Source organism: Alkalihalophilus lindianensis (assembly GCF_032843265.1).
GTDB classification, from domain to species: Bacteria; Bacillota; Bacilli; order Bacillales; family Bacillaceae_D; genus Alkalihalophilus; species Alkalihalophilus lindianensis.
In genome coordinates, this window is sequence record NZ_JAWJBA010000001.1 from 641,491 (window position 1) to 664,319 (window position 22,829).

Here is a 22,829-nt window from a genome sequence, read left to right on the forward strand (position 1 = left end):
CGGATATTTGATGAATTCATTTATATATTATACATAAGAAAGGTCGTGGGGCAATTATGACTAAACCAGTCGTTGCAATTGTAGGACGTCCCAATGTCGGGAAATCAACCATTTTTAACAGAATAGTAGGAGAACGGGTAGCAATTGTCGAAGATATGCCAGGAGTTACACGTGATCGCTTGTACAGTCATGGAGAATGGTTAGATCGCGATTTTAATGTCATTGATACTGGTGGTATTGAACTTGCTGATGAACCGTTATTAAACCAAATGAGAGAACAAGCAGAATTAGCCATTGAAGAAGCTGATGTCATTGTCTTTATTGTAAATGGTCGAGAAGGAATAACGAGTGCCGACCAAGAAGTAGCAAAAATCTTATTCCGTTCTAAAAAGCCAGTTGTTTTAGGCGTAAATAAAGTAGACAATCCTGACATGCATGATTTGTTATATGAATTTTACTCACTCGGAATAGGTAACCCATACCCTATTTCCGGTTCACATGGCCTCGGTTTAGGGGATCTTCTTGATGAGGTGCTCAAGCACTTCCCAGAAAAAGCAGATGATGATTATGATCCAGATACGATCCGTATTTCATTAATTGGTCGACCAAATGTAGGTAAATCATCTTTAGTCAATGCCATGCTTGGTGAGGACCGAGTCATTGTAAGTAATATTCCAGGAACGACCCGAGATGCGATTGATACGTCATTTACTCGTGACGATCAAGATTACGTTTTAATTGATACAGCAGGGATGCGTAAAAGAGGAAAAGTGTATGAAAGCACAGAGAAATACAGTGTGCTTCGTTCACTTAAAGCAATCGAACGCTCTAATGTTGTACTAGTTGTCATTAATGCTGAAGAAGGCATTATTGAACAAGATAAAAAAATTGCTGGCTATGCTCATGAAGCTGGTCGTGCCATTATTATTGTAGTTAACAAATGGGATGCAATTGAAAGAGACGACAAAACAATGCAAAGATTTGAGCAAAAAATTCGTGATGAATTTTTATTCTTATCTTATGCACCAATTTTGTTTACATCGGCAAAAACTAAACAACGTTTACAACATGTATTACCAACCGTTAAACGTGTATCTCAAAATCATAACTTACGTGTACCGACTAACGTTTTAAATGATTTAATTATGGATGCTGTTGCAATGAACCCAACACCAACAGATAAAGGAAAGCGACTTCGTATTAATTATGTTACTCAAGTCGCCGTGGAACCACCTGCCTTTGTATTCTTTGTAAATGAGCCTGAGCTTCTACATTTCTCTTATGAACGTTTCTTAGAAAATCGTCTCCGTGCCACATTTGAATTTGAGGGGACTCCAATTAAGATTATCGCTAGAAAGAAAAATGACTAATCATAGTTAGAATTGGGGGAGACTATGAATATTTTTTTGTTGCTCACTGTTATTTTAATTGGTTATTTGCTTGGTTCGATAAGCTTTAGTTATTTAATTGCAAAAAAAGTTAAAAAAGTTGATATTCGTCAACATGGTAGTGGAAATGCGGGGGCAACGAACACATTGAGGGTGTTAGGGGTAGGTCCTGCGGTTACGGTTTTGTTACTAGACGTATTAAAAGGAATAGTAGCAGTATGGCTCGCGTTATTCCTTGCACCAGATCAAAGTGGTATTTTCCCTGCTATGGCAGGACTTGCAGCCATTCTTGGACATAACTGGCCCCTTTATTATGGCTTCCGAGGAGGAAAAGGTGTTGCTACAACAATAGGTGTGCTCGCAACACTCGTTTTCTTTCCCGCTCTATTTGCTGGAATCATCGCTATTATTAGTATTGTACTTACACGTTATGTTTCATTAGGATCACTCTTATTTGCTTTAGGTACACCTATTTTTGCTTATTTTCTAATGGAAACGTATCAAATACCAACGATGTATATCATCTTATCAATTTTTGTAGCCATCCTTTCTTTCTGGCGTCACCGTGCAAACATCCAACGTTTGGTGACGGGAACAGAAAGTAAAATTGGGAAGAAAAAAGAAGCTTCCTAAAGTTAATGTTTAAAGGAGTTGGTCACATGTCAAATGTTACTGTAATTGGTGCTGGGAGCTGGGGTACAGCACTTGCGATGGTTTTAGCTGATAATAATCATCAAGTGAGATTATGGGCTAGAAGAGATGAACAAATTAATGAAATAAACCAACAACATCGGAATGAAGCTTATTTGCCAGGTGTTGAATTACCTCAACAAATTATTGGTTATACAGATCTCGCGCAAGCTGTAGAGGATGTTGAGGTGCTATTGTTGGTAGTTCCAACAAAAGCTATAAGAGAGACTGTTCGTTCACTTCGCGAAGCTTTAACAACCCCAGTCACAATCATTCATGCGAGTAAAGGAATAGAACCTGGAACTCATAAGAGAATTTCAGAGATGATTGAAGATGAATTTAAAGGAACAGACTTTTTAAGGGATGTTGTTGTCCTATCAGGGCCAAGTCATGCAGAGGAAGTAAGCATGCGACAACCAACAACTGTAACGGTATCTTCTTTAAATCATGAAGCTTCTTCACTCGCTCAAAATTTATTTATGAATCAACATTTTAGAGTCTACACAAATCAAGATTTAATCGGGGTTGAAACAGGTGGGGCTCTAAAAAATATTATTGCTCTTGTATGTGGGCTAACAAACGGTTTAGGGATGGGCGATAATACGAAAGCTGCGATCATGACAAGGGGCTTAGCAGAAATTACCCGTCTTGGTGTCAAGCAAGGTGCTAACCCGTTAACATTTGCTGGGCTTTCTGGATTAGGTGATTTAATTGTAACGTGTACAAGTGTGCATTCAAGAAATTTCCGTGCAGGTAAAATGATTGGTCAAGGTCAGTCACTTGATGAAGTACTTCGCAATATGGGAATGGTTGTTGAAGGCATTCGAACAACGCAAGCTGCCTACGAACTTGCTAATGAATTAGATGTTGAGATGCCAATTACCTCTGCTTTATATGAAGTATTATTTGAAGGGATTCACCCTAAAGAGGCTTCTGAGAAGTTAATGGGAAGAGTCAAGAAGCATGAGGTGGAACAAATTTCTGACTTCCTAGAAAGTGAGTAGTACCAGTAAGGAATGAAAAACTAGGCGTAAGTCATGCACCAACTCTTCGTTCATGCATAGAATATCTCTATATTAAGAACGAAGGAGGACGCGTGATGTTTCAAAAAAATGACCCTTCATTTATGGATCAGGTTCAGAAGAAAACAAGCGTCAGACCAGATGAACTAATGAAATTGGCTAATTCTGTGAGTCAGGCTAACTTACAAGATGAAGCGACTGTTCGTAGTTTAATCTCACAGGTTGCAAAGCTAGCGAATACACCAGTTTCAAAAGAAAAAGAAGATCAGATCGTTCAGGCAATTGTAAAAAACAATATGCCGACTGATTTTGCTTCTCTTGCTAAAATGTTCAACAAAAAATAGGTGTAACTATAGGCAAATGCCGAACGCAAAAACTCCTATTTTGCATATACTTTATGGAACGAACATTAAAATAGGGCTGTGCAACACGAAGGCTTTAGTTGAGTTAGAGAAGTGCGCCCCGCTTCTCTAACTTTTTTCGTCTTTTTGTAGCTGAGTTAACTTTAGAGGTTAAATAGCTGAGCTTGTAACGGAATGGACAAGCAATTTAACGTTAAATGGTTTATGCTTGTGATATAATGTACTATGTATTTTAAGAAAAAAGGATGATGGTCATGTCTGATGCAATGTTAAATATGTGGATTTCTTTCTTTGCTCTAGCTTTAATGTTTATCTCTGCTGGGGCAGCAATCTTTAGTCGTGAGAAATTAAGAGGCGTCGTTCAAAAAATAGTATTAGCTTTTTCGTTTATATGTTTAATTATTTCTGGACTCATTGTGTTTTTAATTGTAATAGGTGGACCTACAGCAACAATGTAGGGCATTAAGTAGTAAAATGTAAAGTAACAAAACAGAGTAGGAGTTTGATTGGATGAAATGGACCATACTATCTACCTTACTAGTAAGCTTGATACTCGCAGGGTGTATGTTACCAAGTGAGCAACGAAGTGAAAATCAACTTGCTTATCCAGATCAGTTGCAGTCTGTAGAAAGTGCAGCAAAACAATTCCAGCAAGATACCGGTGTTCTACCCATTCGAAATTTTGATGAAACGACATCGTTCTACCAACGTTATGTGGTTGATTTTAATCAGTTAGTTCCAAGGTATTTGCAACAACCCCCCGGTACTGCCTTTGAGAATGGGGGCGTGTTTCAGTACGTTCTTGTAAATGTAGAAGAAGAACCTGAAGCAAAAGTGATTGATCTAACAAGTCAACGTGAAATCCAACAATTTCAACAACGTATTAATGAGTATATGAGAAAGCATACTTATGCTCCAATTGATGAGATGGTTGATGTAGGACTGTTTAAATTAGATCATGAAGCATTGAATTATAAAGAAGCTCCTCATGTGAAGAGCCCTTATTACGACACGTTATTGCCGCTGTTATATACGAATGATGGAGACATTGTCATCGATTACCGCATTGATTTGAATATGGCGTTGAATGAGTTTAAGCATGATTTTAACGAAGATGAGGATATTCGTTCGATTCTTGTAGATCATTTTCCAATTGTTCCAGTTCGATCTGTTCCATATACTCTTGATGAGAACGGCGAACCGATGTATAACGTTAGCCTTTCAAATAACGAATAAAAAATTGGTCTAAAGCCCCTTAACCATTGATATACATATCAAAGGAAGGGGCATTTTTTCTTTCTACCCCTTCTCGGCATTCATATCGAGGTCGGTCTAAACGAAGTAAACAAAAGACTACTGCCAATGAAATCATTCATTCTTCATTTCTTAAATCTTTTAAAAAGGTTGCTTAGAAGATGGATTTAAAAAATAAAATGCTTCTTTCCTGGCAGTTGTCATAAATTGTGGACAACATCATAGAAATGATAGTGTCTAAGTTTTACGGGTTTATGACTAATCTCATATCTTTACTTGATCGGGAGGGGATCACGTGGAAAAGGTTGATATTTTTAAAGATATTGCCGAACGAACTGGTGGTGATATCTATCTAGGAGTCGTAGGTGCTGTTCGGACAGGGAAATCGACATTTATTAAGAAATTTATGGAGCTTGTCGTACTCCCGAATATTGAGAATGAATCTGAAAAGGCTCGAGCTCAAGATGAATTACCGCAAAGTGCTGCTGGTAAAACAATCATGACAACAGAACCGAAGTTTGTACCGAACCAAGCTATTTCGATTCATGTAGATGAAGGGTTGGATGTAAATATCCGTCTGGTAGATTGTGTTGGATATGCGGTACCTGGAGCAAAAGGTTATGAGGATGAAAATGGGCCAAGAATGATTAATACTCCTTGGTATGAAGAGCCAATTCCTTTTCAAGAGGCAGCAGAAATTGGTACAAGAAAAGTTATTCAAGAGCACTCTACACTTGGAGTAGTTGTGACAACAGACGGCTCAATTGGAGAAATTCCTCGTTATGATTATATTGAATCTGAAACAAGAGTCGTTGAAGAGTTAAAAGAAGTTGGGAAACCATTTATTATGATCGTAAACAGTGTAAGACCTCATCATCCTGACACGGAAAATCTTCGTCGCCAGTTATCAGAGGAACATGATATCCCTGTTCTTGCGATGAGTATCGAGAGTATGACTGATCATGATATTAATAATGTCTTAAGAGAAGTATTGTTTGAATTCCCAGTTCATGAGGTCAATGTGAACTTACCAAGTTGGGTCATGGTGTTAAAAGATGATCACTGGTTAAGACAAAGCTATGAGGAATCGGTTCAAGAAACGGTAAAAGATATCAAGCGTTTACGGGATGTCGACCGTGTAGTTGGACAATTTACGGAGTATGAATTCATTGATGATGCTAGGTTAGCTGGTATTGAAATGGGTCATGGTATTGCAGAAATTGACCTATACGCACCAGATGACTTATACGATCAAGTTTTAAAAGAAGTAGTGGGTGTGGAGATCAGAGGGAAAGATCATCTCCTACAATTGATGCAAGATTTTGCTCATGCAAAATCTGAATACGATCAAGTAGCAGAAGCCCTTAGAATGGTCAAACAAACTGGCTACGGAATTGCAGCACCAGCTCTTTCCGATATGAGCTTAGACGAACCAGAAATCATTCGCCAAGGATCAAGGTTTGGTGTACGTCTAAAAGCAGTTGCACCTTCCATCCATATGATCAAAGTAGATGTCGAGTCTGAATTTGCACCTATTATTGGCACAGAGAAACAAAGTGAAGAGCTTGTACGCTATTTGATGCAAGACTTTGAAGAGAATCCATTGTCAATTTGGAATTCAGATATTTTTGGTCGCTCATTGAATTCAATTGTTCGAGAAGGAATCTCTGCTAAACTATCCCTCATGCCTGAAAATGCTCGCTATAAATTAAAAGAAACACTTGAGAGAATTATCAATGAGGGCTCAGGTGGATTGATTGCCATTATATTGTAAAATGAGCAAGTCTTAAGCAAAAGGTTCCTTGATTTATAAGGTTCCTTTTGCTTTTTCTTTTCCTTCTATGCTAAGCTTTATATAATATAATTGTTAGCAGAATCACTATAAAAACCGTAGAGTTTGGGTTAAGTTTTACATATATTTAGGTTTCGACAATGGATAGGTTTAAGGAGAGATAAGGATGAGTAATGAAAATCAATTTTTTGTCATAAAAGCAAAAGAAAATGGAGTGAATGTCATTGGATTAACGAGAGGTTCTGATACACGCTTTCATCACTCTGAAAAGCTTGATAAAGGCGAGGTCATGATTGCTCAGTTTACTGAACACACTTCCGCTGTGAAAATTCGTGGTAAGGCAATTATTCAGACAAGCCATGGAACAATGGATACAGAAGAGTAAGGCAGGAGTGATTCCTGCTTTTTCTTATCCACCGCCTTTCTTAGTAAGGGACGGGAGAATAACGTACATTAAGTTTTTCATTCGTAGGATTATGTATATTATGCTATAATAGATTCCGGCTTAAGACATAACAAAGTGTAAGTAAGGCTTACATTCGTTTTATTAAGATTGTAGTGATTTGGAGGATGTGGGAATGGTGAGGATGAGTCAATTTAACGACAAAGTGAAGGAATTTAAAAAAAGCTTCAATAGCTTAACGAAGCACTCTTATTTAGAACGATACATACAGGTCCCAATTATAGATGAAGATAAATTACGTTTGTTGTATGCAATGTTAAGTGAACATGCCACAAAAAATGAAGCTAAAGTCTTTACGTTGTCAGCTTTACTTGTACAAGCAGCCCTAGATGTACATGAAGACGTTTCTCTCCAAAAACTCCAATCAGATTCTACTCGTAAAAATCGTCAACTGACAGTGCTTGCGGGTGATTATTATAGCAGTCTTTATTATTATCTATTAGCAGAAGGTAAATATCATCCAATGATTCAAATCTTTAGTCGGTCTATCCAAGAAATCAACGAGCACAAAATGAACTTATATGATAAGGATGAACGTTCATATGACGAGATTAAATCAAATGTTGAGAAGGTTGAATCGATCCTTATGCAGAATATTGCACATTATTATGAGCAAACAGATTGGAAAGAAATCTTTAATGATTACTTCTATTTAAAACGACTGGTGAGAGAGAGAGAGCAATATAAAGTTGGTAAAAAATTACCATTAATTCATTCACTCTATCAAGAAACCAAACATCCTGATTTGATGATTGGTTTATGGGAACAAAAGATAGAGGAAGTTAAGGACCGCTTGTTAAGTACAAGCAAACGCCTTCATAAATTTGAAGGGTTTATTATTGAGCATGTAGATCGATTAGTTTGCACAATAGAATACGATGAATTTTTAGCAGAAAAAGGGTGAATGTAATGAGTCAGACGAAAGAAGAGCGTGTTCACCAAGTCTTTGAATCCATATACAAGCGTTATGACATGATGAATTCGGTCATCTCGTTCCAACGACATAAAGCTTGGCGTAAAGACACGATGAAAAAAATGAATGTACAAGCAGGTGACCATGCTCTAGATGTGTGTTGTGGTACCGCCGACTGGACAATTGCATTAGGTGAAGCTGTGGGGCCAACGGGTAAAGTTGAAGGACTTGACTTCAGTAAAAACATGTTATTAATCGGTGAAGAGAAAGTAAAAGAAAATAAGCTACAACATGTCTCGTTAAGACATGGCAATGCAATGGAGCTGCCATATGAAGATGAATCATTTGATGTTGTCACCATTGGTTTTGGATTACGCAACGTTCCAGACTACATGCAGGTTCTAAAAGAAATGCATCGTGTCGTAAAAAAGGGTGGGAAAGTCGTTTGTCTAGAAACATCTCAACCTACGATTCCGATATTTAAAAACCTTTATTTCTTTTATTTCAGACGAGTGATGCCGGTATTTGGGAAGTTATTTGCTAAAAGTTATGATGAATATTCATGGTTACAAGAGTCAACGATGTCGTTTCCAAATCGAGAGAAGCTAGCTGACATGTTTCGTGAAGCTGGATTTGAACGTGTTGACGTTAAGGCCTACTCTGGTGGGGTAGCTGCTATGCACCTAGGAGTTAAGTCTAAAAATTAGTCAATTAGAATTGGAGCAGATATCGTGATTAGAAAGATAAAAATCATCTTAGAAATGATTAAATTTGAACATACTGTTTTTGCCCTACCTTTTGCCTACTTTGGAGCTATATTAGGTGGGTTTATTGTCAACGAAGCATGGCCCACCTTCATGCAATGGGTGTGGATTACGATTGCAATGGTTGGAGCGAGAAGTGCGGCTATGTCTCTTAATCGAGTGATTGATGAAAAAATTGATAAGTACAATCCAAGGACTGCTAATCGCGCAATTCCATCTGGATTAATTTCAAAGCTTGAGGTGCTAGTCTTTATTTTTGTCTCCTTTGGAATGTTAATCTATGCTGCGTTTCAATTAAATCAATTAGCAGTTTATTTATTACCCTTAGCGGTCTTTTTTCTTGTTATTTATTCCTATACGAAGCGCTTTACATGGTTTTGTCATATTGTACTTGGAATTACAATAGGAATTGCCCCATTAGGTGGTTGGGTAGCTGTAACGGGTACTTTATCCATTGAAGCCTTTCTTTTGTTTGCAGCGGTTGCCCTTTGGACGGCTGGGTTCGATGTGATTTATGCAACACAAGATGCTGATTATGATCGTGAGCGAGGCCTTTATTCGATACCAAGTCGATTTGGCATTAGACGTGCACTTATTCTTGCTAAGTTATTCCATGTCATTAGTTTCTCGGCCTTTTTATCGCTGTTTTTGATTACGCCACTGGGTTGGTTGTATTTACTAGGGGTAATCATTGCAGGTGCAATCATGATTTATGAGCATTCGCTTGTTTCGGCCAATGACCTTTCAAAAGTTGGCGTTGCCTTCTTTACCATGAATGGCATTTTAAGCCTTGTCATGTTTATCTTTACCGTAGGGGATGTGTTACTATGGATGAACGCGTAAATCGTATAATGACTGTAGGCATCACGGGGGCAAGTGGGGGAATGTATGGAGTAAGACTCACTCAAGAGCTCTTAAGACAAGAATATAAAGTCCATCTCGTATTGACGGAAGCAGCTTGGCAAGTGTTTAGGGAAGAGTTACTTCTCGATACAAGTAACCGAGAAGCCGTTTTAGATCAACTGTTTTCTGAATTGCCAGGGGAGTTACACATACATGAGCTTCATGATTATGCGGCTCCGATTGCCAGTGGTTCATACAGAAGTGATGGCATGGTCATTATTCCATGTTCGATGGGTACTCTCTCCGGTATTGCTCATGGTGCATCCGGAAATTTATTAGAGAGATGCGCCGATGTTATGTTAAAGGAAAAACGTAAATTAGTCGTTGTCCCTAGAGAGACACCTTTACATGAGATCCATTTAGAGAATATGCTTAGACTGACAAAAATGGGTGCGACGATTTTGCCTGCTATGCCTGGTTATTATCATCTACCTAAGACGATTGATGATTTAATCAACTTTTTAGTTGGTAAAGCACTAGATAGTCTCGGTGTGGAACATGAGTTATTTACCCGCTGGGGGGAATAAAGATGTCATTAATTATCGGTGAGATTTCTTATACAAATATATTACCTCTTTATTATCATTTAGATCGTGAATCTTTAAGGGAACAAGGCTGTTCGATTATTCCTCAAGTTCCCTCACAGTTAAATAAAGCGATGTCAGATGGGCTTGTGGATGTTGGAGGGATTTCTTCATTTGCTTATGCAGAAAACACAAATCAATTTACGTTACTCCCAGACTTGTCTGTGTCAGCATATGAAAAAGTGGGGTCGATTTTTTTATTTTCTAAAGTACCAATCGAAGAGCTTTCAGGTAAATCTATTGCTCTAACGTCAAGTTCGGCTACTTCTATCCATCTATTAAAGGTTATACTTGAGCGTTTTTATGAGCATACCGTTTCTTATGAAATGATGAAACCAAATTTGGAAAAGATGCTTCTGGACCATGATGCATGTTTGTTAATTGGCGATGATGCGATTATGGCAACATGGAGGAAAGCTGAAACTCTTTACCAATATGACCTTGCCTCTTTATGGTATAAGCACACAGGAATGCCTATGACATTTGCAGTCGTAGCTGTGAGAAATGATGCGATCGAACGCGATAGCCACTTAGTGGGTCAATTATATCGTTCGTTCATTCATAGTAAAAGTTTAAGCAAGGAAAAGAATTATCAGCCAATGATTCAAGATATCCTTAAAACCTACGGTGGTGAGAAGGCTTTTTGGGATGATTATTTTCAAGGGCTATATTATGACTTTAGTAAAAGAGAACAACGAGGATTAGAGCTTTATTATCAGCTTGCTTATGAATTGGGCTACTTAATAAAACCAGTAGAATCCATTCATTTGTGGGGAGCTGTCGAAAGCTAACCCTACGTAGTAAGGTGGACGAGATGAAACTAGCCGATATTTATTTAAAATTTCAATCAGACATAACCATTATTGAACAAGAGCTTGAAGCGACAGTACAAGCACGGCACGATGTTCTTAGAGACGCCTCAACTCATCTACTTAAAGCTGGAGGCAAAAGAATTCGTCCCGTATTTGTCTTGCTTGCTGCTAAATTTGGACATTATGATATTAATGTCTTAAAAAACATTGCTGTTCCTCTTGAACTTGTTCATATGGCATCACTAGTTCACGATGATGTGATAGATGATGCTGAACTACGTCGTGGTCAAAAAACGGTAAAGTCACAATGGGATAATAAAGTAGCTATGTATACAGGTGATTATATTTTCGCTAAAGCCGTTGAAACGTCTGCTTATTTTGATGATCCACGTATTCACCAGATTCTTTCTAACACACTTGTTGAGATGTGCATAGGTGAGGTTGAACAAATTCGAGACCAATACAATTGGGGTCAAAATTTACGTAATTATTTTAGAAGGATTAAACGTAAAACTGCATTATTAATTGCAGTAAGTTGTGAGCTAGGCGCTTTAGCAGCTAAGGCTGACCCAAAGATTCAAAAGCATTTATATGATTTTGGTTACAATGTTGGAATGGCCTTTCAAATAACAGATGATATTTTAGATTTTGTTGGGACCGAGAAACAATTGGGGAAACCAGCTGGTGGGGATCTTCGTCAAGGGAACGTGACACTTCCTGCGTTATATGCGATGCAACATGATCGTGAGGCTGCGACACTTATTAAAGAAGTGCTAAAAGATGAATATCCAGGAACCTTCGATGTAGAACCGATCATTAAGGCTGTAAATCAATCAGGTGGGATTGAATTTTCACTTAAAATGAGTGAGCGTTTTCTGAATAGAGCTTATGATGCCCTAAGTAAACTTCCCGATTCTGATGCTAATTTCTACTTTAGAGAAATTGCAGCTTATATCGGTGAACGTAAATTTTAAAGTAAAGAGAGCCTTGAAGGCTCTCTTTTACTTGTCTATACAACTGGAAATGAATACGTTTTATTGAATATTTCTGTAAAATAATGATTGAGAGTGTTTAGAATGTTTGCTATACTAATTAGGGCAAGTTATACATAGACTATAAGAATGAGGGTGTTTTTAAATGGAACGTACATATTTGATGATTAAACCTGATGGAGTTCAACGTAATCTTATTGGAGAAGTAGTCTCACGCTTTGAAAAGAAAGGGTTTACATTAGTGGGCGCTAAATTGATGACGGTTACAAAAGAGACAGCTGAAACTCATTATGCAGAACATAAAGAACGTCCTTTCTTCGGAGAATTGGTTGATTTCATTACTTCAGGACCTGTTTTTGCAATGGTTTGGGAAGGTGAAAATGTCATTTCAACTGCTCGTACAATGATGGGTGCTACAAACCCGGCAGAAGCTGCACCAGGGACAATCCGTGGAGATTACGGTGTCCAAGTTGCAATGAACGTTATTCATGGTTCTGATTCAACTGAGAGTGCTAAGCGTGAAATCGGTATTTTCTTTGAAGATGCTGAATTAAATAATTATGAAAAAGTAGTTAATAAGTGGGTGTAACTATATATTCATAGGATTAGGTACCTGTTCTGTTGAGCAGGTACTTTTTTGTTGTTAACATCTTTTATAGTAAGGTCGATATAGAATATGAACTGATTGACATATTAAGGAGAAACTACATATGACTGCTGACTACCATTTATTCATTAATCAAGTAAAACGCAAAACTGGAATTGATTTAGCACTTTATAAAGAGGCTCAAATGAAAAGAAGACTGGAGTCACTCAGAGATAAACGTGGGTTTGGAAGTTTTGAGTTGTATTATCAAGCTATGTCCAAAGATCAATCAATGTTTAATGAGTTCTTAGAGAGAATGACCATTAATGTGTCAGAATTTTATCGGAATAAGAAACGGTGGGAAGTACTGGAGGAAAAGATTTTACCACGATTACTGAAAGAGAACACTCGTTTGAAACTATGGAGTGCGGCTTGTTCAACTGGTGAAGAACCTTATACATTAGCGATGGTTATGGCTTCGTTTATGCCTTTATCTCATGTATCTATTCTAGCGACAGATTTAGATAAAGAAATATTAAAAAGAGCCAAAATAGGTTTATATACAGATCGATCACTTAAAGAAGTGCCAAAGGATGTTTTATCTTCCCATTTTATGAAAGAACCAATGGGTTACAAAGTGGTTGATGAGGTAAAAAGAACAGTCAACTTTAAACAACAAAATTTACTTTCTGATACGTTTGCTTCCCAATATGATCTTATCATTTGCAGGAACGTGATGATCTATTTTACAGAAGAAGCAAAGCATAAATTATATCAAAAGTTTAGCAATGCATTAAGGCCAGGTGGGGTACTGTTCGTTGGAAGCACAGAACAAATTTTTCATGCAGAAAAATATGGATTTGAAACAGAGGATACGTTCTTTTATAAGAAAAAAGAAGAAACCAGCTCTTAATAGGATGCTGGTTTCTTCTTCATCTATTAATTGTTAATTGGAATCCATCTGTTTTTTAATATACGCTTCTAGCACTTTGTCTTTTACTTCATTATAAGTTAATCCTGATTGTTTATTCCGTTCCTTCACTTCTTCAATATCAGTTCCAGTCTTTGTAGTTTTCTTCATGTTGCCACACCCCTTTACAAAAGAAATTCCTATAGTAGTATAACCAATTTTTCTTTTTTCTAGCATTCTTTTCTCATGAAGTAGGAGGAAGAGTAACATCTGGTTCAAAAATTGCTTAGACTCGGACAACGGTTTTTGATACAATGACTAATTAATAACGAAATGTTCCGATTTTATCGAGACATAGAAGTTCATGCATGTTATAATTTAACGCATAAAAGCGATAAAGAGAGAAGGACTTGGAGGAGGAGACGAGATGAGATATTTAACAGCAGGAGAATCACACGGACCACAATTAACGACGATTGTTGAAGGGGTACCAGCTCAACTGGAGTTAGTAGCAGAAGATATTAATGTCGATTTGAGAAGAAGACAAGGTGGATATGGTAGAGGAAGACGAATGCAGATCGAGAAAGATCAAGTCCAAATTTTAAGTGGTGTTCGTCATGGAAAGACAACGGGTGCTCCAATTACATTAGTAGTGGAAAACAAAGATTGGACTCATTGGACAAAGGTGATGGGTGCTGAACCTTTAAGTGAAGATGAAGAGAAAGAAGTGAAACGTCAAGTAACCCGTCCGCGTCCTGGACATGCCGATTTAAACGGAGCTATTAAATATGGTCACAGAGATATGAGAAATGTGCTCGAACGTTCATCAGCTCGTGAAACGACTGTTAGAGTGGCTACAGGTGCGGTAGCAAAAAAGATTTTACATACATTTGGTATTCAAGTAGGTGGACATGTATTAGAAATTGGGGGAGTAAAGGCACATGAAACCCAATTTGAGTCTATAAAAGATTTACAAGAACGTACAGAAGCATCTTCTGTACGGTGCCTGGATAAAGAGGCTGAAAGTGCAATGATCGAGGCCATTGATAAGGCAAAGCTAGAAGGAGATTCTATTGGTGGTGTAGTAGAAGTCGTCGTTAGTGGCGTACCTATTGGCTTAGGAAGCCATGTACATTATGATCGAAAGCTCGATGCGAAATTAGCTGCTGCGATCATGAGTATTAATGCGTTTAAGGGAGTCGAGATTGGTATTGGATTTGAAGCTGCTAGACGTCCAGGGAGTGAAGTCCATGATGAAATTCTTTGGAATGAGGAAGATGGTTATTCAAGAAAAACAAATAATTTAGGCGGTTTTGAAGGTGGGATGACGAATGGTATGCCAATTGTCATTCGTGGTGTAATGAAACCAATCCCAACTCTATACAAACCATTGCAAAGTGTTGATATCGATTCCAAAGAACCTTTTGCAGCAAGTATTGAACGTTCTGATAGCTGCGCGGTACCGGCTGCATCTGTTGTGGCTGAGTCTGTGATTGCTTGGGAAGTAGCCAATGCTCTTCTTGAAACATTTGGGCATGATCGTATTGAGGCAATTGATCAAAACATTAAGAGTCATAATGAACATGCGAGGGATTTCTAGTATGTCGACTGTACGGATTACAACGAAGAGTCAATCGTATGATGTTGTCGTCCAAACTGGATTAAGACATCATGTATACGACCTTTTGAAGCAGAACGAAATAGGAAACTATTCATCTGTCTTAGTCATAACAGATGAACATGTGTACTCATTGTATGCTTCTGAGGTGGTTGCTAGCTTTCCTGAAGATACTCGTATCTATACGGAAGTTGTTCCTGCAGGGGAAGCATCTAAATCGTTTGATGTATTTAAACGATTGCAAGAGCGAGCCCTAGAACTGGGTCTTGATCGTCATTCTATTATCATTGCTCTAGGTGGTGGAGTGATTGGGGATTTAGCTGGCTTTGTTGCGGCTAGTTATATGAGAGGCATTCGCTTTATCCAAGTACCTACAACTCTCTTAGCACACGATAGTAGTGTAGGAGGAAAGGTTGCCATAAACTTACCTCAAGCTAAAAACATTGTTGGTGCTTTTTATCAACCTGAACTCGTTATTTATGATACAGAAATGTTACGTAGTTTACCTGAATTAGAATGGCGATCTGGTTTTGCGGAAGTTATTAAACATGGCTTTATACGGGATCAACAATTTTTAAAGTGGTTAACAGAACATGTTCATTCGTTCGTGGACCTTCCGGATGATGTCTTGGAAGAAATATTGGTACGATCTATTGGTGTAAAGGCTGCTATCGTTAAAGAAGATGAACGCGAACAAAGCGTCCGTGCTTTCTTAAACTTAGGTCATACATTAGGTCATGCCATTGAAGCAGAATTAGGCTATGGGAAGCTTGCCCATGGAGAAGCAGTTGCGATTGGGATGATTTTTGCCCTACGTTTATCTGAGCAGAAATTCAAGATTGATTTACCCATTAATCAGTTGTTAGTTTGGTTACGTCAATTAGGTTATCAAACAACTATTCCTAATGGCCTTAAGCCACACCAATTACTCGCTTCTATGAAAAAAGACAAAAAAACTACTTCTGGTCATATTCGTATGGTTCTGCTTAAAGAAGTTGAAGATGTGATTCTTACAGAAGTGTCAGACGAACTATTATTTCAATCACTAACATATGCAATTAAGGAGGGGTTTGATGATCCGTGGAATTAGAGGGGCAACTACAGTTACAAGTAATGAAGAAGAAGAGATTCTAGAAGTAACCGAAGAATTAGTAAATGAGATTATCGCTCAAAACTCTTTTTTGCCAGATGAGGTCGCACAAGTTTTAATTACAGTAACAGAAGACCTTAGTGCAACATTTCCAGCTAAAGCTTTAAGGCGGTTCGAAGATTGGACATATGTACCTGTAATGTGTGCAACTGAAATTCCAGTACCGGGAAGTTTGGAAAAATGTATAAGGATTCTTCTAACTGTCAACACAACTGCTGCTCAAAATGAGATCAATCATATTTACATGCGGGAGGCGATTAAACTTCGCCCTGACCTATCATCAACCAAGCGGTTAGCACAATAGAGTTTTTCTGCATAAGATGAATTTGTGTGAAAATTCGGAACGGATTGTAACTAAGAGTGATTTACCCTTGACGAATCCTTCACTAAGAGGTTACACTAATAAAAATTGCGCATTTCATAACAGTATGAAGTGGCAACAGAGCCGAGTAACGCTTCTTTGGGAGCAAGTAGAATTAGATGAAGAATATACAATAAGAAATTTAACATAAAAATAGTTGAGTTGAGAATGAGTTGAGTTGAGAAGAGCCGAGTTATAGTTAGGGGTACATGTTTAACACCCTAGGACTCGTTGGTCTTAGGGTGTTTTTGTCGTACCTTAAAACCACTATCCCCTCTTTACCTCCTCTCATTCATTCCAAATATAGTAGGAGTGAGTGATATGAACTGCACAACCTTTACGTCTTTTCAGCAAGCAGCACAAACTTATGACACGGTACCAGTGTTTAAAAGGTATTTTGCAGATGGATTAACACCTGTTCAGATTGCCTACCAGCTGCAAGACCAATTAACCTTTTTACTAGAGAGTAAAGATGACGCATCTCCTTGGTCAAGATATTCTTTTATTGGCTTAAACCCAATGTATCAATTAATTGAAGAAAATGGTGATTTTAATACGTATACATCGGGAGATGAGAAAGTCATAGAAGCTAAGACATTCGAAGAAGCATTTGATCAAACATTAAACCATATCAATGTTGAACCCCTTGACCTACCGATCCCTTTTCGTGGTGGTGCAGTAGGCTTTATGAGCTTTGAAGCAATTGAATCGATTGAACCGTCGTTGAAACAAGAAAATAGCAACAATGAGCAACCGGCTTATCATTTCTTATTCTGCGAAACATTAATTGCTTATGACCATGTTAAAAAAGAATTAATGATCATCATTCATGTACCGACCAATCAGTCTCATGACCTTAAAGCTGATTATCAAAAAGCTGTTGAGCAAATCGATCGGCTGTTCGCTTTGCTTGAGCAACCAACTATAGGTTTAATGGTGCCTGCTACAACTGAAACGAGTGAGGAAGTTTCATTTAACGACATTACTTCTTCTTACACAAAGACAAGATTTATGAATGATGTAGAGAAAATCCAAGAATATATTTTGGCAGGAGATATTTTTCAAGCAGTATTATCCCAGCGTTTTGAACTTCCTGTAACGGCTAAAGCGTTCGATATTTACCGAGTGCTAAGAATGGTTAACCCTTCTCCGTATTTATTTTACTTAAATATCGGTGATGTGGAAGTTGTTGGTAGTTCCCCAGAGCGTCTCGTTCAAGTGGCTGATAAACATGTAGAGATCCACCCGATAGCAGGAACAAGGCCAAGAGGAAAGACTGAAGAAGAAGACTTGTATTTTGCAGACGATCTTTTACAAGATGAAAAAGAGCGAGCGGAACATTATATGCTAGTGGATCTTGCGAGAAATGATGTAGGTAAAGTATCAAGTTATGGATCTGTTAAAACGCCAACATTACTTGAGATTGGGCGTTTCTCCCATGTTATGCATATTATTTCTAAAGTAACTGGTGAATTAAAAGAAGGGATTACTCCAGTGAAAGCATTGATGTCGGCTTTTCCTGCTGGCACGGTATCTGGTGCTCCAAAGATTAGAGCTATTGAAATTTTACAAGAGCTTGAACCTACAAAAAGAGGTCTCTATTCTGGAGCTATTGGTTACATGAGTTATGATGGACACATTGATTCTTGTATCGCTATTCGAACGATGGTTATTAAAGATCAAACAGCTTATATCCAGGCGGGTGCGGGAGTCGTAGCTGATTCAAAACCTGAGAGTGAATATGAAGAAACGAAAAACAAAGCGAAAGCATTAATACGGGCTGTGCAACTTGCTGAGAAAATGTTTGGAAATGAGGCGGTGGTTTCTAATGTTTAAGCAATTACTTCGTACATGTATGGAAGGTGCTACTTTAACAGAAGGTGAAGCTCAATTTGTAATGGATCAGATTATGGAAGGCAAAGCCACGCCAAGTCAAATTGCAAGTTTGTTAACCGTTTTGCGTTTTAGAGGAGAAACAGTGGAGGAAATGGTGGGATTCGCCCGCTCAATGCGCTCACATTCATTGAGGATTCCACATGAGTTAACAGGTGTCGTTGATACATGTGGTACAGGTGGAGATGACTTAGGGACATTTAACATTTCCACTGCAACCGCTCTTGTTCTTTCTTCTATGGGAGTTCCAGTAGCTAAGCATGGAAATCGTGCTGTTTCTTCCAAGAGTGGAAGTGCAGATGTTCTTGAAGCATTAGATATTGATATTCAGAGTACACCAGAGTTAGCAGCGGAGTCTTTAAAAACTCGTCAATTGTGTTTCTTATTTGCGCCACTCTATCATCAGTCGATGAAACATGCTGTTGCTCCAAGAAAAGAAATTGGATTTAGAACGATTTTCAATTTGCTAGGTCCGATTACAAATCCAGCTCGTGCCCAACATCAACTAATCGGTGTGTATAATGAGGATTTTGCGATGAAAATGGCTCATACATTGTCTAAACTTGGAACAAAGCATACGGTTTTTGCTACAGGTGGAGAAGGTTTAGATGAGTGTTCTATTACAACGGAGACCACGTTAATCGATGTTAAAGGGGACTCTATAAATAAGATGAAGATCACGCCTGAAGAGGTAGGATTATTGCGCGGAAAACTTGAAGATATTCAAGTGCAACATGCAACTGAAAGTGCGGAAGTAATCGAGCAAGTTATAAAAGGAGAAGCAAACGCATCTGCCCAAGGGATTGTCACTTTAAATGCAGCTGTTGCTCTATATGCAGCTGATCAAGTTATGACGATTAAAGAAGGCGTTATGATGGTAAAAGAAGCAATTGATTCGGGTGTTGTGTATGAAAAAGTGGCATCATTAAGAGCTGATCGGAGGCATTCACAGCATGCTTAAACAAATTATTGAGACAAAGAGGAAAGAATTAAAAGAGTTAGTACAGCCAGATGAAATCAATGTATCGAGAAAATCACTTTACAAAGCATTAGCAACCCCAAAACGTTCGATCGGTTTAATATCAGAAGTGAAGAAAGCTTCTCCATCTAAAGGGATCATTAGAGAAGATTTTCACCCTGAGTTGATTGCTAAAGGGTATGAGGAAGGAGGAGCGGACGCATTATCCGTTCTAACTGATCAAGTATATTTTCAAGGGCATAGAGATTATTTATCAGCGATTAAACAATTGGTTGATCTTCCTATTTTACGTAAAGACTTTATCATTCATCCTATTCAAATTGAAGAGAGCGTTCGAATGGGTGCCGACGCGATTCTCTTAATTGCAGGTGTGATGCCTAATAAGGACCTAAAAAGACTTTATGAAGAAGCAACTGCAACTGGGCTGGAATGTTTAGTTGAGGTGCATGAAAAAGAGGAACTCGAGTCCCTACTTGAATTATTTACACCAGCAATCATTGGTGTAAATAACCGTAACCTAAAAACCTTTACAACAGATTTAACACAAACAGAATTAATAGGAGAACAGGTCCCTAAAGAAAGCCTTTTTGTTAGTGAAAGTGGAATTCACACATACGAAGACTTACAAAAAGTTAGAAATGCAGGTGCTAACGCTGTATTAGTAGGTGAGTCACTTATGAGGGCTGATACTCCTCAAAAAGGTATTCAAACATTATTTGGTGGTGAACCCGTTGAAGCCACTTCTTAAAATATGTGGAAACCACGATGAACGAGATGTGGAGACTGTGATCCATAGTGAGACAGATTATCTAGGATTTGTATTTGTACCAAGTAAGCGACAGGTCACGATCGAAATGGTTGAAAAGTGGTTAGCGAAATGGCCTAATCGTAAACAGAAAATGGTGGCGCTTTTCGTTAATGAATCTGTAGATGTCATTAAAGATGTGGTCGAAACATTGCCTATAGATGTTGTGCAATGTCACGGAAATGAATCCCCAGAAGATCTAAAAGAATTAAAAAAACATCTACCATGTCCTATTTGGAAAGTGATTCATGCAAAAGATGACGCCCTCTTTTACATGAGGCAATTTAAGGGCTTAGTAGATGGATATATTGTTGATTGTAAAGTTGAAGGTCATTGGGGAGGGACCGGTCAGACATTTGATTGGGAAATGATTCCTGCGTTTTTAGCAGAAGGGAAAGCACAAAACGTTAAAGTGATGATTGCCGGTGGCGTCAGCCCTGATAATATTGACAAGCTAGTAAGCTATCAACCCGATGGCATTGATATATCGAGTGGTGTAGAGAGTAATGGTCGAAAAGATCGACATAAAATAGAGCAGATTGTAGAGAGGATGACCCACAAATGAACGCAACAACAACGGTTTACCCAGATAAACGTGGTCGATTTGGAGAATTTGGCGGGAAGTATGTCCCGGAAACACTCATGAGTGCGATAGAAGAACTAGAAGAATCTCTAGATCAAGCAATGGATGATCCTGAGTTTATGGAAGCTTATAAAGATCACCTACGAGAGTTCGCAGGAAGACCTACTGCATTAACTTATGCAAAAAACATATCAGAAAAAATTGGTGGGGCGTCGATTTATTTAAAGCGCGAAGATCTGGTTCATACTGGTGCTCATAAATTAAACAATGCCATTGGTCAGGCTCTCCTTGCAAAACGAATGGGCAAAACAAAAATCGTCGCAGAAACAGGTGCAGGTCAGCATGGCGTAGCAACTGCAACGATAGCCGCTCGTTTTGGATTATCGTGCAAAGTATTTATGGGTGCTGAAGATATGGAACGTCAAGCGCTAAATGTGTTTCGGATGGAATTGCTCGGTGCGGAGGTAGTGCCTGCTAATTCCGGGAGTAAAACATTAAAAGATGCTACGAATGAGGCCATTCGTTATTGGGTAACTCATGCAGAAGACACTTTTTACTTAATTGGTTCAGTCGTGGGACCTCACCCATACCCCAAAATGGTTAGAGATTTTCAACGAATTATTGGGGATGAAGCACGGGCTCAATTTTTAAAACGTGAAAATAGATTGCCTACTGAAGTTATTGCATGTGTCGGTGGAGGAAGCAATGCGATTGGAACCTTTTATCCATTTATTGAAGATGATGTCAAACTTATTGGTGTTGAGGCTGCAGGGAAAGGTATAGATACTGATCAACATGCTGCTACCATTACACATGGCAGAAAGGGAGTTATTCATGGTTCATTAACGTATTTACTTCAAGATGAGGCAGGACAAATTACAGAACCTTACTCCATTTCAGCTGGGCTTGATTATCCTGGAGTAGGACCTGAACATGCATACTTAGCAAGTACAGGACGCGTGCGTTATGATGCAGTTAGTGATCAAGAAGCATTAGATGCTCTAAAACTCTTATCTACAGAAGAAGGCATCATCCCTGCGATTGAAACAGCTCACGCCTTGGCTAAAGCATTTGAAAGAGCGGAGGAGTTAACACCCGAAGATACAATCCTCGTTTGCTTATCGGGTCGCGGTGATAAAGATGTTCATACACTAATGAAGCATTTTAAGGAGGATAAGCAGTCATGAGTCAGCGAATGAACCTACTTACAGAAAAAAATGGTGGATTATTCATCCCTTTTATTACTGCAGGTGATCCAAGTGCAGAAGCGACGGTCGAGATTGCTCTAATGTTAGAGGAGGCTGGTGCTGATCTTTTAGAATTAGGAATTCCCTATTCAGATCCTCTTGCAGATGGACCTACCATTCAAGAAGCATCTAAGCGTGCACTTGAAAGTGGAATAACACTTGAAGGAGCAATGAAGCTAGTTCCAATCATGAGAGAGAGAGGGTTAACAATCCCTGTGGTCGTCTTTACTTACTTTAACCCGCTCCTTCAATATGGGGAAGAACGGTTTACGCGAGTTGCCAGTGAAATGGGTATAGATGGAATCTTAGTACCAGACATACCATATGAAGAAAGCGAAGAATTAACAAATTTATGTGCAGAAAATGAGTTGGCGCTCATTTCCCTTGTGGCACCAACATCAAAAGCTAGGATCCAAAAAATCGCAAAAAGAGCTCAAGGGTTCTTATATTGTGTTTCTTCATTAGGTGTGACAGGAGAACGAAAGAAGATTGATGAAAGAGTATATGAGTTTTTACAAACTGTAAAAACATCAAGCCCAGTTCCTGTAGCGGTTGGATTTGGAATTTCTTCTTCCGAGCAAGTGAAGGAAATGCATAGCCATGCTGATGGAGTGATTGTAGGGAGTGCACTTGTTTCTGAAATCGCCAAGCACAAAGATGCATTAAAAGATGAAAAAAACAGAAAAGATGCACTATTACAATTAAAAACGTTTGTCACCTCGCTCATTTCATCGTAACATAGAGAGAGAATACTTTCA

Annotated in this window: 26 protein-coding genes; 25 read left to right on the plus strand and 1 reads right to left on the minus strand. The window is 38.5% G+C overall.

Annotation, left to right across the window (positions count from 1 at the left end):
* Positions 1–56 precede the first annotated feature (56 nt).
* From der to RYX56_RS03630, 16 genes are all read left to right on the plus strand, one after another.
* Positions 57–1,370, plus strand: a complete 1,314-nt coding sequence (gene der / locus RYX56_RS03555; RefSeq protein WP_317120756.1) for a ribosome biogenesis GTPase Der — start codon at positions 57–59, stop codon at positions 1,368–1,370.
* Positions 1,371–1,394: 24 nt separating this feature from the next.
* Positions 1,395–2,021 carry a glycerol-3-phosphate 1-O-acyltransferase PlsY gene (gene plsY, locus RYX56_RS03560; protein WP_317120757.1) on the plus strand — a complete coding sequence of 209 codons (627 nt, stop codon included), beginning with the start codon at positions 1,395–1,397 and terminating at the stop codon, positions 2,019–2,021.
* Positions 2,022–2,047: 26 nt separating this feature from the next.
* Positions 2,048–3,082, plus strand: a complete 1,035-nt coding sequence (locus RYX56_RS03565; RefSeq protein ID WP_317120758.1) for an NAD(P)H-dependent glycerol-3-phosphate dehydrogenase — start codon at positions 2,048–2,050, stop codon at positions 3,080–3,082.
* Between the two features lie 95 nt (positions 3,083–3,177).
* Entirely contained in the window at positions 3,178–3,444 is a 267-nt protein-coding gene (locus tag RYX56_RS03570; protein WP_317120759.1) for a stage VI sporulation protein F, read from the plus strand.
* Between the two features lie 272 nt (positions 3,445–3,716).
* Entirely contained in the window at positions 3,717–3,920 is a 204-nt protein-coding gene (locus RYX56_RS03575; RefSeq protein ID WP_317120760.1) for a DUF2768 domain-containing protein, read from the plus strand.
* 52 nt (positions 3,921–3,972) lie between these two features.
* Complete coding sequence (locus RYX56_RS03580) at positions 3,973–4,698, plus strand: YphF family lipoprotein (RefSeq protein WP_317120761.1); 726 nt, start codon at positions 3,973–3,975, stop codon at positions 4,696–4,698.
* Between the two features lie 313 nt (positions 4,699–5,011).
* Positions 5,012–6,490, plus strand: coding sequence for a stage IV sporulation protein A (spoIVA, locus tag RYX56_RS03585; RefSeq protein ID WP_317120762.1), 1,479 nt, complete (start codon positions 5,012–5,014; stop codon positions 6,488–6,490).
* A 184-nt stretch (positions 6,491–6,674) separates the two neighbouring features.
* Complete coding sequence (gene mtrB, locus RYX56_RS03590; RefSeq protein WP_317120763.1) at positions 6,675–6,893, plus strand: trp RNA-binding attenuation protein MtrB; 219 nt, start codon at positions 6,675–6,677, stop codon at positions 6,891–6,893.
* 193 nt (positions 6,894–7,086) lie between these two features.
* Complete coding sequence (locus tag RYX56_RS03595) at positions 7,087–7,875, plus strand: heptaprenyl diphosphate synthase component 1 (RefSeq protein ID WP_317120764.1); 789 nt, start codon at positions 7,087–7,089, stop codon at positions 7,873–7,875.
* 5 nt (positions 7,876–7,880) lie between these two features.
* Positions 7,881–8,591 carry a demethylmenaquinone methyltransferase gene (locus RYX56_RS03600; protein ID WP_317120765.1) on the plus strand — a complete coding sequence of 237 codons (711 nt, stop codon included), beginning with the start codon at positions 7,881–7,883 and terminating at the stop codon, positions 8,589–8,591.
* Positions 8,592–8,615: 24 nt separating this feature from the next.
* Positions 8,616–9,491, plus strand: coding sequence for a UbiA-like polyprenyltransferase (locus RYX56_RS03605; protein WP_439108451.1), 876 nt, complete (start codon positions 8,616–8,618; stop codon positions 9,489–9,491).
* Complete coding sequence (locus RYX56_RS03610) at positions 9,476–10,078, plus strand: UbiX family flavin prenyltransferase (protein ID WP_317120766.1); 603 nt, start codon at positions 9,476–9,478, stop codon at positions 10,076–10,078. The genes RYX56_RS03605 and RYX56_RS03610 overlap by 16 nt, the downstream gene beginning before the upstream one ends.
* A 2-nt stretch (positions 10,079–10,080) precedes the next feature.
* Positions 10,081–10,926 carry a menaquinone biosynthesis protein gene (locus RYX56_RS03615; RefSeq protein ID WP_317120767.1) on the plus strand — a complete coding sequence of 282 codons (846 nt, stop codon included), beginning with the start codon at positions 10,081–10,083 and terminating at the stop codon, positions 10,924–10,926.
* A gap of 23 nt (positions 10,927–10,949) precedes the next feature.
* Positions 10,950–11,921 (plus strand): heptaprenyl diphosphate synthase component II, encoded by a 972-nt coding sequence (gene hepT, locus RYX56_RS03620; RefSeq protein WP_317120768.1) that lies wholly within the window; start codon positions 10,950–10,952, stop codon positions 11,919–11,921.
* A 163-nt stretch (positions 11,922–12,084) separates the two neighbouring features.
* Entirely contained in the window at positions 12,085–12,528 is a 444-nt protein-coding gene (ndk, locus tag RYX56_RS03625; protein ID WP_317120769.1) for a nucleoside-diphosphate kinase, read from the plus strand.
* A 121-nt stretch (positions 12,529–12,649) separates the two neighbouring features.
* A complete protein-coding gene (locus tag RYX56_RS03630) occupies positions 12,650–13,438 on the plus strand; it encodes a CheR family methyltransferase (RefSeq protein WP_317120770.1) in 789 nt (262 codons plus the stop codon).
* A 33-nt stretch (positions 13,439–13,471) separates the two neighbouring features.
* Here RYX56_RS03630 and RYX56_RS03635 read toward each other — a convergent pair whose 3' ends face one another.
* Positions 13,472–13,606 (minus strand): hypothetical protein, encoded by a 135-nt coding sequence (locus RYX56_RS03635; protein ID WP_317120771.1) that lies wholly within the window; start codon positions 13,604–13,606, stop codon positions 13,472–13,474.
* Between the two features lie 256 nt (positions 13,607–13,862).
* Here RYX56_RS03635 and aroC point away from each other — a divergent pair, with 256 nt between their 5' ends.
* The 9 genes from aroC (at position 13,863) to trpA (ending at position 22,808) form a co-directional block, all read left to right on the plus strand.
* Complete coding sequence (aroC, locus tag RYX56_RS03640) at positions 13,863–15,035, plus strand: chorismate synthase (RefSeq protein ID WP_317120772.1); 1,173 nt, start codon at positions 13,863–13,865, stop codon at positions 15,033–15,035.
* A gap of 1 nt (position 15,036) precedes the next feature.
* The gene (aroB, locus tag RYX56_RS03645; RefSeq protein WP_317120773.1) at positions 15,037–16,143 is read left to right on the plus strand and encodes a 3-dehydroquinate synthase; all 1,107 of its coding nucleotides are present in this window, start codon (positions 15,037–15,039) and stop codon (positions 16,141–16,143) included.
* On the plus strand, positions 16,127–16,507 hold the full coding sequence (gene aroH, locus RYX56_RS03650) for a chorismate mutase (RefSeq protein WP_317120774.1): 381 nt from the start codon (positions 16,127–16,129) through the stop codon (positions 16,505–16,507). The genes aroB and aroH overlap by 17 nt, the downstream gene beginning before the upstream one ends.
* Positions 16,508–16,885: 378 nt before the next feature.
* On the plus strand, positions 16,886–18,400 hold the full coding sequence (gene trpE, locus RYX56_RS03655; RefSeq protein WP_317120775.1) for an anthranilate synthase component I: 1,515 nt from the start codon (positions 16,886–16,888) through the stop codon (positions 18,398–18,400).
* Complete coding sequence (gene trpD / locus RYX56_RS03660) at positions 18,393–19,418, plus strand: anthranilate phosphoribosyltransferase (RefSeq protein ID WP_317120776.1); 1,026 nt, start codon at positions 18,393–18,395, stop codon at positions 19,416–19,418. Before trpE ends, trpD begins: the two co-directional genes overlap by 8 nt.
* Entirely contained in the window at positions 19,411–20,184 is a 774-nt protein-coding gene (gene trpC, locus RYX56_RS03665; protein WP_317120777.1) for an indole-3-glycerol phosphate synthase TrpC, read from the plus strand. The genes trpD and trpC overlap by 8 nt, the downstream gene beginning before the upstream one ends.
* On the plus strand, positions 20,168–20,806 hold the full coding sequence (locus RYX56_RS03670; RefSeq protein WP_317120778.1) for a phosphoribosylanthranilate isomerase: 639 nt from the start codon (positions 20,168–20,170) through the stop codon (positions 20,804–20,806). Before trpC ends, RYX56_RS03670 begins: the two co-directional genes overlap by 17 nt.
* Positions 20,803–22,011, plus strand: coding sequence for a tryptophan synthase subunit beta (gene trpB, locus RYX56_RS03675; RefSeq protein WP_317120779.1), 1,209 nt, complete (start codon positions 20,803–20,805; stop codon positions 22,009–22,011). The genes RYX56_RS03670 and trpB overlap by 4 nt, the downstream gene beginning before the upstream one ends.
* Positions 22,008–22,808 (plus strand): tryptophan synthase subunit alpha, encoded by an 801-nt coding sequence (gene trpA, locus RYX56_RS03680; protein ID WP_317120780.1) that lies wholly within the window; start codon positions 22,008–22,010, stop codon positions 22,806–22,808. Before trpB ends, trpA begins: the two co-directional genes overlap by 4 nt.
* The last annotated feature ends 21 nt before the right edge of the window (positions 22,809–22,829 follow it).